General features: G+C 70.7%; 9 protein-coding genes. 8 read left to right on the top strand and 1 reads right to left on the bottom strand.

The window, feature by feature from the left end:
- Positions 1–2,625: vitamin B12-dependent ribonucleotide reductase (locus tag VMR86_01895; GenBank protein HTO05783.1), on the top strand; the 2,625-nt coding region annotated here is incomplete at its 5' end.
- 53 nt (positions 2,626–2,678) lie between these two features.
- Positions 2,679–3,266 (top strand): GNAT family N-acetyltransferase, encoded by a 588-nt coding sequence (locus VMR86_01890; GenBank protein HTO05782.1) that lies wholly within the window; start codon positions 2,679–2,681, stop codon positions 3,264–3,266.
- Positions 3,267–3,272: 6 nt separating this feature from the next.
- On the opposite strand, the gene VMR86_01885 is transcribed toward VMR86_01890, so the two are convergent.
- On the bottom strand, positions 3,273–3,818 hold the full coding sequence (locus VMR86_01885) for a hypothetical protein (protein ID HTO05781.1): 546 nt from the start codon (positions 3,816–3,818) through the stop codon (positions 3,273–3,275).
- Positions 3,819–3,964: 146 nt separating this feature from the next.
- On the opposite strand from VMR86_01885, the gene VMR86_01880 reads away from it, so the two are divergent.
- The 6 genes from VMR86_01880 to VMR86_01855 form a co-directional block, all read left to right on the top strand.
- Positions 3,965–4,474, top strand: coding sequence for a hypothetical protein (locus VMR86_01880; protein HTO05780.1), 510 nt, complete (start codon positions 3,965–3,967; stop codon positions 4,472–4,474).
- Positions 4,475–4,601: 127 nt separating this feature from the next.
- Positions 4,602–4,910, top strand: a complete 309-nt coding sequence (locus VMR86_01875) for a DUF3175 domain-containing protein (GenBank protein HTO05779.1) — start codon at positions 4,602–4,604, stop codon at positions 4,908–4,910.
- A complete protein-coding gene (locus VMR86_01870; GenBank protein HTO05778.1) occupies positions 4,907–5,053 on the top strand; it encodes a hypothetical protein in 147 nt (48 codons plus the stop codon). The genes VMR86_01875 and VMR86_01870 overlap by 4 nt, the downstream gene beginning before the upstream one ends.
- Positions 5,054–5,187: 134 nt before the next feature.
- Positions 5,188–5,463, top strand: coding sequence for a DUF2277 domain-containing protein (locus tag VMR86_01865; protein HTO05777.1), 276 nt, complete (start codon positions 5,188–5,190; stop codon positions 5,461–5,463).
- Positions 5,464–5,573: 110 nt separating this feature from the next.
- A complete protein-coding gene (locus VMR86_01860; GenBank protein HTO05776.1) occupies positions 5,574–8,756 on the top strand; it encodes a LuxR C-terminal-related transcriptional regulator in 3,183 nt (1,060 codons plus the stop codon).
- Positions 8,757–9,036: 280 nt separating this feature from the next.
- Positions 9,037–10,801 (top strand): AAA family ATPase (locus VMR86_01855; protein ID HTO05775.1); only part of this gene is annotated, 1,765 nt, incomplete at its 3' end.

Below are 10,801 nucleotides of genomic sequence, written 5' to 3'. Positions count from 1 at the left end.
GGCGGCGAGGTCGTCTTCGAGCAGCAGAACGTCGAGGTGCCCGAGTCGTGGTCGCCGATGGCCACGAACATCGTCGCGTCGAAATACTTCCGCGGTCACCTCGGCTCGCCGTCGCGCGAGTCGAGCGTGCGCCAGCTCATCGGGCGCGTGGTCGGCACGATCCGCCGCTGGGGCCGCGAGGGAGACTACTTCGCGACCGAGGCGCAGGAGCAGATCTTCGCCGACGAGCTGACTCACCTCCTGCTCCACCAGAAGGTGTGCTTCAACTCGCCGGTGTGGTTCAACCTGGGCGTGGTCGAGCCCGACGGCAAGCTCGTGCCGCAGCAGGCGAGCGCGTGCTTCATCAACTCCGTCGAAGACACGATGACCTCGATCATGGACCTCGCGAAGACCGAGGCCATGCTGTTCAAGGGCGGCTCGGGCACGGGCACGAACCTGTCCACGATCCGCAGCTCGAAGGAGCCGCTGGCCGGCGGCGGCATGGCGAGCGGCCCGGTCTCGTTCATGCGCGGCTTCGACTCGTTCGCGGGAGTCATCCGCTCGGGCGGCAAGACGCGGCGCGCCGCGAAGATGGTCATCCTGAACGCCGACCACCCCGACATCCTCGACTTCGTGCGCTGCAAGGCCGACGAGGAGAAGAAGGCCTGGGCGCTGATCGACGCGGGCTTCGACGGGCGCTTCAACGTGCCTGGCGGGGCGTACGAGTCGATCCAGTACCAGAACGCCAATCACTCGGTGCGCGTGCCCGACGCGTTCATGAAGTCGGTCGTGAACGGCGGCGCGTGGCAGACGCGCGCGGTCACCACCGGCAAGGTCATGGACACGCTGCAGGCGCGCGACGCCATGCGCGAGATCTCGTCGGCCGCCCACGTGTGCGGTGACCCGGGCCTGCAGTACGACACCACGATCAACCGCTGGAACCCGGTCAAGAACTCGGGCCGCATCAACGCCACGAACCCGTGCAGCGAGTTCATCTTCCTCGACGACACCGCCTGCAACCTGGCGTCGTTCAACCTGCTGCACTTCGCGGACCCGAACGGCCGCTTCCTCACGGCCGACCTCGAGCAGGCGGTCGACACGATGATCCTCGCCATGGAGATCATCGTCGACTTCGCCGACTACCCGACCAAGAAGATCGCGCACAACAGTCACCTGCTGCGCCCGCTCGGGCTGGGCTACGCGAACCTGGGCGCGCTGCTCATGCTGAACGGCGTGGCCTACGACTCCGACGAGGGCCGCAACCTGTGCGGCGCGATCACGTCGCTCATGACCGGCCGGGCGTACCACCGCTCGGCGGAGATCGCGCGCCGCACCGGGCCGTTCGCGGAGTACGAGAAGAACCGCGCCCCGTTCCTCGAGGTGATCGGCCTGCACACCGAGTACGGGGACCAGGTGCCGTCGGCGGGCGTGCCCGACGACCTGCACCACGCGGCGCGCGACACCTGGCACCGTGCGCTCGAGCTCGGCCGGCGCGCCGGCTACCGCAACGCGCAGGTCACGGTGATCGCGCCGACCGGCACGATCGCGTTCATGATGGACTGCGACACCACCGGCATCGAGCCGGACATCGCGCTGGTGAAGTACAAGTCACTGGTCGGCGGCGGCATGCTGAAGATCGTGAACCGCACGGTCTCGTCCGCGCTCGAGCGCCGCGGCTACTCGCCGGCGGAGATCGCGGAGATCGTGGCCTACGTCGACGAGCACGACACGATCGAGGGCGCACCCGGGCTCAAGGACGAGCACCTGTCGATCTTCGACTGCGCGTTCACCTCGGCACACGGCACGCGCTCGATCCACTACATGGGCCACATCCGCATGATGGCGGCCGCCCAGCCGTTCCTTTCCGGCGGCATCTCGAAGACGGTGAACCTGCCCAAGGACGCCACGGTCGAGGACATCGAGCAGGCGTACATCGAGGGCTGGCGGCTGGGCTTGAAGTCGCTCGCCATCTACCGCGACGGCTCGAAGCGCACGCAGCCGCTCAACACCAAGGCCGACAAGCTGGAAGAGGTGGCGCCCGCGCTGGCGGTGGCCGAGCCGGCGCCGCGCCGGCGCAAGCTGCCCGACGTGCGCGATGCGAAGACCCACAAGTTCTCGATCGCGGGCCATGACGGCTATCTCACCGTGGGCCTGTACGAGGACGGCACGCCGGGCGAGGTGTTCCTGAAGATGTCCAAGGAGGGCTCGACCGTGTCGGGCCTGATGGACACGATCGCGGTCATGACCTCGCTCTCGCTGCAGTACGGCGTGCCGCTCAAGGCGCTGGTCGACAAGTTCAGTCACACGCGCTTCGAGCCCTCGGGCTTCACGGGCAACCCAGAGATCCCGATGGCGAAGTCGGTCACCGACTACGTCTTCCGCTGGCTCGGCCTGAACTTCCCGAGCGGCGAGTCACTGGTCGAGGATGCGCAGGACAGCTACGAGGAGGGCGCGAGCTCGGGCAGCGAGCGCGTCGTGCCGATCACCACCACCAGCAGCGTGCGCGGCGGCAGCGACCTGGAGCCCGGCCACCCGGCCATCGGCCAGGAAGACGCCCCGCCCTGCAACAACTGCGGCTCGATCATGGTGCGGGCGGGCGCCTGCTACGCCTGCCGCACGTGCGGGGAGACCGGCGGCTGCGGGTGAGGCCGGTCGTCGGCCGGGTTCACATTAAAAACCAGTAATGCTAGGCTCGAGGCGTGGCCGACACCCCCAAGGTCCGTGCTGCCACCACGTCCGAGCTCGAGCGGGCGATCGCGACGATCACGTGCGCCTTCGCGGCCGACCCGTTCACGCGCTGGGTGTGGCCCGATGCGGCGGACTTTCTCGGACACTTCCCCCTGGTGCTGCGCGAGTTCGGGGTGCACGCGGCCGCGAACGAGAGCGTCTACGTGACCGAGGACTTCGGGGGCGCGGCGCTCTGGATCCCGCCGGGCGTGCACCCCAACGAGCCGGCGCTGGTCGCGATCATCGAACGCAGCGTGCGCGGCGCCCGCAAGGACGAGTTTCTCGAGGTGTTCGGTCTCATGGGCTCGTACCACCCCGAGGATCCGCACTGGTATCTGCCCATGATCGGGGTCGATCCGTCACGGCAGAACCAGGGGAACGGCGGAGCGATCCTGCAGCACGCGCTCGCGCGCTGTGACCGCGAGGGCCTGCCCGCCTATCTCGAGTCCTCGAACCCGATGAACATCACGCTCTACCAGCGGCACGGCTTCGAGATCATGGGCGAGATCCGCGTGGCGGACTCACCGCTCATGACCCCGATGCTGCGGCCGCCTCGCTGACGCGAGTCACTTCGCGGTCGGACACGCGCCGCTCTCGTCGAACAGCTTCCCGCTCTTGAACGACAGGGTGCACGGCTCGCCGATGTCGAGCGTACCCGCGCACGAGGTGGAGAACGAGTACTTGTTCGTCGCGAGCGAGTACTTCTCCTTCTCGAAGCAGGCCATCTGGCCGACGGGGTCCTCGGTCGGATCGAGCAGCGTGTAGATGCACGCGGCGTTGGTGTTGATGTTCTCGCCCGACTCGCCGGCCGTCTGACACGACGCCTGCGAAGAGAGGTCGCACATCACCAGCGAATCGCAGCGCCGGATCACGTGCAGCTCGCGCGTGTCCGAGTCGAAGGTCAGCGCGTAGTTGGCCACGCTCGGGTCGGAGATCGTCACGCTGAGACATCGGGCGATGAGCGCGGCGTTCCCGAGCTTCAGCTTGAGGAGCTTCGAGCCGTCGCCATCGTCGTAGCACGTGAGCTTCGCGTTCACGTTGTAGTTGGCCCACGCCGAGGGAACGGCGAAAGTGAGTGCGGCGGCGAGCGCCGCCAGAGTCGCCTGCTTCATCCGAGATCCTCCTTGGCTTAGAAGTCTCTCAGAGTCGCCAGCGCCCGTCATGACCGAAGAATGACTTCTGCGCTCGCCCGCGCCTCAAGGCCGGTCGGTCAGCCCCCGATTCCCGACGAGTGACTGCACGGGCTCGGAGGGTCCTCTTGCTCGCGGCCGCGCTCGCCGTCTGCACGCCGGCGGCCGCGGAGGGGCCGGCCGATCGGCTGCTGATCTACGGTGACGGCTTCGCATTCGGCGTGCGCGAGCCCTCCGGCTGGCAGGGCTCGACGGCGGAGGCCACTCGGCTCAGCTCGAACGTGGTGTTCTATCGCCGAGGTGAGAATGCCGACGCCGCGGTCGCGCTGCTGCGCGTCCGCGTCAACGACAAGACCGACGAGGACCTCGCCGCGGACCTGCAGGCCGACATGGATCTCTACCGGAAACAGTATCCCCGGATCGAGTTCCGCGACCTCGCCGTGGTGCACCCGAGCTATCGGGTCGCGGCCAAGCTCTTCCTGCTGCCGGGTCAGTGGTACGAGTATGTCGCTTACGTGAACCCCGGCCCCGGCAGGCCCTGGATCTTCGGCGCGTCGATGAACAAGCAGCACGCCGAGGCCACGACCGAGGAGCTGGCGGCGTTCCGCAAAGTGGTCGCGAGCCTCGAGCTCCTGTGAGGCGCATCACGCCAACCATGTCGCGCGGGCTCCCGTCCCGGAGAATTCTGGATTCTGCGCCGGCCGGCGCGCGCGGAGCAGACCCGAGCGCGTTCGCCTTGGCGCGGAGCTTGCGACGCACCCGCGCATGGCAGCGCGCCGAAAGCCCGTGAATCGCTGGTCGGCCCGAGTGACTCGCGAGAGCGACGCATTGGATCTCGAGCGGGGCGTGTTCTCGCTGGACGACCCGCGCGCGATCGCGCGCTCGCTCAAGCGGTCCGCCGAGCGGAGCTCGCGCCGGAAGGCGCCTCCGCTCCGCTCGGCCTTGTCGATGCTGATCTTCTACATCAATCGCGCGGGCAAGAACCTGTCGAAGCGGCGCCGCGCCAAGCTCGAGGCTGCGAAAGTCGAGCTGCGCGCGCTGTTCCGAGACGCACCAGGGAGGGCGGTCCGATGATCCGCAAGGTGGGGAAGAGCTACCGGCTGTACTCGCGCAAGAAGAACCCGAAGACCGGCAAGCGTCGCAACCTCGGCACGTTCAAGACGCGCGCCCAGGCCGAGAAGCACGAGCGGGCGGTCCAGTTCTTCAAGCGCAGATAGGAGAGCGCATGCGCCAGACGCTGGTCACGACGCTCATGCTCTTGCTCGTACGCGAGGAGAGGCTGACGCGTCTCGTGTTCCGGCTGATCGCGGGCTACTGAGTCGCTGCGCGAGCGCCGTGGTAAGGTCGCGGCATGTGCCGCAACATCAAGACGCTGTTCAACTTCGAGCCGCCCGTCAGCGACGACGAGATTCGCGCGGCGGCGCTGCAGTTCGTGCGCAAGCTGTCGGGCTTCAACCGCCCGTCGCAGGTGAACGAGGCCGCGTTCCGGCGCGCGGTCGACCAGACCACCGACGTGGCGCGCGAGCTCCTGCACTCACTCGTGACGAGCGCCCCGCCGCGCGACCGCGAGATCGGGGCCGCACGCGCCAAACAGCGCGCCGCGGTGCGCTTCGGCCGCGCGCCGTAGCCGAGCCACCAAAATCATCCCTTCGGTGGATGTATCCAGGCGCGTTCGGAGTACCGTAGCGCCGTATGGAGACACTCCGGCCCCCAGTCGCCCAGCCACCCGTCGGCGTGGTGACGTTCCTGCTCACGGACGTCGTGGCTTCGACCCGCCTCTGGCAGAAGTCGGCGTCGGCAGGAAAGGCTCTGGCGCTGCAAGCGGACCTGATCCGGGCTGCCGTCGCCGAGCACGGCGGAGTCCTTCCGCCCGACCAGGGCGAAGGTGACTCGACGCTCTCGGTCTTCGCCCGTCCGGGCGCCGCCCTCGCGGCGGCTCTCGCGGCTCAGCGCGCGCTCCTCGCCGAGCCCTGGCCCGGCGGGGCGACGGTCACGGTGCGGATGGCCGTCCACACGGGGGAAGCCGAGCTCACGGACAGCGGGAACTACGGCGGGCTCGCCATCATCCGGGCGGCACGCCTGCGCGGCCTCGCGAAGGGAGGCCAGGTGCTGGTCTCGAGCGCCACTGCGGCGCTCGTGGCGGATTCGCTTCCCGACTCGGCAGCGCTGGCCGAGCTCGGAAGCGCGACGCTACCCGGCTTCGAGCGACCGGAGCGGATCCACCAACTCATCCATCCCGAGCTGCCGATCCAGCCCGGACGTCTGGGCGCGCTGCAGCCGTCGGGAACGTCGGCCCTGGGGGCCTGGCCGACCCGGCTCGTCGGGCGAGAGCGCGAGCGCCACGACCTGGGCCTGCTGCTCGCGAAGGGGCGGCTGGTCACGATCACGGGCTCCGGCGGCGCCGGGAAGACCCGCCTCGCCCACGCCGTGGCGCAGGACTCCGTCGAGCTGCACCCCGACGGGGTCGTCTGGGTCGAGCTCGCGCGCGTCTCGGATGGCGCGCAGGTCGCCGCGGCGGTCGTCGCCGCCTGCGGTCTGGTCGAGACTCCGGGCGCGACCGCGGTGGACGTACTGACTCAGCGCCTGGCGAAGGCCGATCTCCTGGTCGTGCTCGACAACTGCGAGCATCTGCTCACCGCCTGCGCCGAGCTCGCCGACGCGCTGCTCCGCGCCGGCCCGGAAGTACGCGTGCTCGCGACCGCGCGCGAGCCGCTCGGCGTCGCGGGCGAGGTGATGTGGCGCATCCCCTCTCTCTCGGTCCCCGCCGAGGACGAACGCGCGCTCGAGCGCATCGCCGCGGCCGACGCCGTACAGCTGTTCGTCGAGCGCGCGCGTGCGTCGCGCCCGGACTTCGCGCTCGACCCCGCGAACGCGCCGTTCGTCGCCGGTATCTGCCGCCGGCTCGACGGCATTCCGCTCGCGCTCGAGCTCGCCGCAGCGCGGGTGCGCGCGCTCTCCGTCGACCGGCTGGCGACCGGGCTCGACGATCGCTTCCGTCTGCTCACCGGCGGCGCGCGCACGGCCGTCGCGCGCCAGCGCACGCTGCTCGCCTCGGTCGAGTGGAGCTACGACCTCCTTTCCGGCGAGGAGCAGGCCCTGTTCCGGCGCCTGGCGGTCTTCGCGGCTCCGTTCAGCCTGGAGGCCGCCGAGGCCGTGGCCGCGGGCTTCGACCTCGATCGCCTCGAAGTCTTCGACCTCTTGGCGCGGCTCGTCGACAAGAGCCTGGTCCTGCACGGCGCTGATCGCTACCGAATGCTCGAGACACTGCGTCACTTCGGCCTCGAGCGCGCCGACGACGCGGGTGAGCTCGAGCTCGTGCGCGACCGCCACCTGACCTGGTTCCGGCGCCGCTGCGCCAGCTGGGCCGTGGACCGGGAGATCTTCTGCGAGCCTGCCGCAGCCGAGATCGAGGCCGCGGCCCCCGAGCTGATCGCCGCCCTCGACTGGTCACTCGGGCGCGACCGGGCCGCCACGCTCGAGCTGCTGCAGCCGCTCGGCGCGTCCTGGCCGACGCGCTTCGCGAACGACGAGGCGCGCGCCGTCTCGAGCCGCGTCCTGCGCGGTCTCGAGGTCGGCAGCAGCGAGTGGCTCGCGGCGATGGCGCCGCTGGCGGGCCCGCTCGCGGTCGCCGGCGACCTGGCCACACTGTCCGCAGTCCGCACCGCGCTCGCGGAGCGGAGCAAAGACATCGCGCCGACCGTGCGCTGTCAGCTCGAGATCGCACTCTCGTTCCTGCGCACGTTCCAGGCCTTCGACGAAGGCATTGCGGGGCTGCTGCGAGCCATCGACGACGCACGCTCGATCGGAAATCGAGCGCTCGAGGTGCTGGCCACGAATCACTTGGCGATGATGAGCAACCTCTCCGATGTGCATGCCGCGCGGCGCCTCGCGGACTGGCTCGACCGACAGCTGCCCGCCGACGCCACGCTGCGTTCGAACCTTCGCTTCGTGAGGGCCGGCATCGCGCTCAACGAAGGCGACCTCGCCGGCGCGCGCACCACCATCTCGCACACTCACCAAGGTTCGTTGCCCATGGTGGTCTCGATTGCGCTGGCGACGGGCGATCGCAGCTTGCTGCGCGATACGCTCGCGGTGCTGGACCACTTAGGGTCGCTCGGGCTGCTCGAGGGCATCCGCGATCTGCTTCTGGGTGTGGCGGCCGTCGTGGACGGCGACCTCGAGACCGCGCGCGGTCACTTGAGGAGCGCCGCGCGCATGCCGGGCGTCAGCCGGTGGATCGCGCGCGTGTCGCTGGCGCGCACGGCGCGCGCGCTCGGCGACGACGCCGAGTCCGAGGCCTCGTGGCTCGAGGTCGAGCGCGAGTCAGCGGGCACGGGAATGAACCAAACGCTCACCGCCCTGGACCTCTGGCGCGCGGCCCGGGCTCGCCGGCACGATGCAGCCGGAGCCGAGGGCGCCGCGCATGCCGGGCTCGCGCGGGCGCTCCGGTGCGGCTTCGTCCTGCAACAGGTCGACGCGCTCGAGATACTCGCCCTGATCCAGGGCGACACCGAGCGACTGGCCGAAGCCGGGCGCCTGGTCGGCGCAGCCGACGCCTTCCGCGCTCGCTCCGGATACAAGCAGCTGTATCCGACGCCCGAGCTCGACGAGCTGCGCCGCCGGGTCGATGCCGAGGCCATGGCCGAGGGAGCGCGCCTCTCACTGCCAGAGGCCGTCGAGTACGCGCGCCGCGGACGCGGTGGGCGCAGCCGGCCGGACCACGGCTGGGAGAGTCTCACGCCCACCGAGTCACGCGTGGTCGAGCTCGTCGCAGAGGGTCTTCCCAACAAGGAGATCGCGGCGAAGCTGTTCGTGAGTCTCGCCACGGTGAAGACTCACCTCGCGCACGTCTACACCAAGCTCGACGTGCGCGGCCGCACCGAGCTCGCTGCCCGGGCCACGCGGCTGCAGGCTTCCTAGCAGGTGGTCGCGGGGGCCGCGGCTCAGGAGTGACCGGCCGGAGAGAGCGCCGTTTGGGCTAAGATGGCCGGCGTGACCCTTTGGCGCGATCTCGATGGACTGCGCCAGCTGTAAACGGGCGAACCGCGCCGGGGCGCGTTTCTGCAGCAGCTGCGGCAGTCCGCTCGGCCTGCGCTGCGCCGCGTGCGGCGTGGCGTGCGAGGCCGGTGCGCAGTTCTGCGACGGGTGCGGCGCGGCGCTTGCTCGCCCCGCGAGCCTCGAGGCTGACGGGGCTCGGAAGGTGGTCACGATCCTGTTCGCGGACCTGGTCGGCTCGACCTCGCTGCAGGAGCGACTCGACGCGGAGTCCACACGGCGCGTGATGGAGCGCTACTACGCCGCGATGCGAGCGCCGGTCGAGGCGCACCGGGGCACGGTCGTTCAGCTGCTCGGCGACGGAGTCATGTGCGCTTTCGGCGTGCCCCACGTCGCCGAGGACGACGCGATCCGCGCGGTGCGCGCGGCGGTCGCCATGCAGGAGGCCTTCCGCGAGTTCGCGCGCGAGGAAGGCGCGGTGGTGGGCAGCCTCGGCCTGCGCATCGCCGTGAACACGGGCGAGGTCGTGGTGAGCGACGAGCGGCCGCAGGGCATCGGTGACCCGCTGAACGTCGCCGGGCGCCTGCAGCAGGAGGCGCGCGAAGGCGACGTGCTCGTAGGCGAGGCGACGCGGCGCCTGGTCGGCGAGCAAGTCACGCTCGAGCACTTCGGCACCTTCGCGCTGCGGGGCCGAGCGGAGCCGGTGCCCGCGTACCGCGTCGTGTCACTGGAGCGCCCCGTGGGTGCGCCCGCGATCGCGTTCGTGGGCCGCGAGGACGAGCTGCGGCGACTCAGTGCGATCTACGACTCTGCCGTCGCCGCTCCCGCCGCCCGGCTGGCCACCATCCTCGGCTCGCCAGGCCTGGGCAAGTCGCGCCTGCTCGACGAGCTCGCGCGCCGTCTGGGCGGCCGCGCGACGGTGTTGACCGCGCGCTGTGACTCCTCAGGTGGGGCGACCTTCGCGCCCCTCGCCGGTGCGATCCGTGCGCTACTGCCCGGCGATGGCACCGCGGTGGCCGAGGCGCTGCCCCCCGATGAGCCCGAGCGGGCGCGGATCGCCGCGGGGGTCGCGGCGCTGCTTGCCGGCACACCGGCGTCGACCGAGGAGACGTTCTTCGTGGTGCGGCGCTTTCTGGCAGCGCTGGCGGCGGCGCGGCCGGTGGTGCTCGCGATCGACGACGTGCAGTGGGCCGAGCCGCTCCTGCTCGACCTGACCGAGCACCTGGTGCAGTGGAGCAGCGGCGTGCCGCTGCTCGTGCTGGTCGCGGCGCGACCCGAGCTGCGAGACACACGCTCGTCACTGACCACGTCCGGGGGCCTGGTGAGGGACGTCGTGACGCTGGGCGGCCTGGACGCGGGAGCCGCGGCGCGGCTCGCCGCCAACGTCGTCGGCGCGGAGGAGCTGCCAGCCGCGGTCGCGGGACGCGTGCTGACCACGAGCGAGGGCAACCCGCTCTTCGTCGGCGAGCTCGTGCGCATGCTGGTCCACGACGGCGCCCTGAAGCGTGACGGCGACCGCTGGACGACGGGCGTCGCGCTGGCCGACGTCGAGATGCCGCCCACGATCCACGCGCTGCTCGCCGCGCGCATCGAGCGGCTCCGGCCCGAGGAGCGCACGGTGCTCGAGCGCGCGGCTGTCGTCGGGAGACACTTCTCGCGCGCGGCGGTGTCGGCGCTGCTGCCGCGCGAGCTCGGCGATCTCGACGCGCGCCTCGAGTCGCTCCGGCGCAGCGAGCTGATCGAGCCCGACACCGGCTGGTTCCTCGGTGAGCCCGCACTGCGTTTCCACCACGCGCTGATTCGCGACGCCGCGTATCGGCGCGTGCTGCGCGGCACGCGCGCGGACCTGCACGGCCGCTTCGCCGACTGGATCGCGAGCCGGATCGGCGAGAGCGTCGAGCACGACGAGACCATCGGCTGGCACCTCGAGCAGGCGCACCAGCACCTGCGCGAGCTCGGCCCGATCGACG

It is taken from the genome of Myxococcota bacterium, assembly GCA_035498015.1.
Taxonomy (GTDB): domain Bacteria; phylum Myxococcota_A; class UBA9160; order SZUA-336; family SZUA-336; genus VGRW01.
The sequence above is the reverse complement of the archived record's forward strand: the minus strand, read 5'-3'. Positions and strand labels throughout refer to the sequence as shown.

What these genes read in the sequence shown, in the direction of transcription:
- VMR86_01865 (HTO05777.1), top strand. Translation starts at nt 5,188, where the DNA reads ATGTGCCGCAACATCAAGACGCTGTTCAACTTCGAGCCGCCCGTCAGC.
- VMR86_01885 (HTO05781.1), bottom strand. Translation starts at nt 3,818, where the DNA reads ATGAAGCAGGCGACTCTGGCGGCGCTCGCCGCCGCACTCACTTTCGCC.
- VMR86_01870 (HTO05778.1), top strand. Translation starts at nt 4,907, where the DNA reads ATGATCCGCAAGGTGGGGAAGAGCTACCGGCTGTACTCGCGCAAGAAG.
- VMR86_01875 (HTO05779.1), top strand. Translation starts at nt 4,602, where the DNA reads ATGGCAGCGCGCCGAAAGCCCGTGAATCGCTGGTCGGCCCGAGTGACT.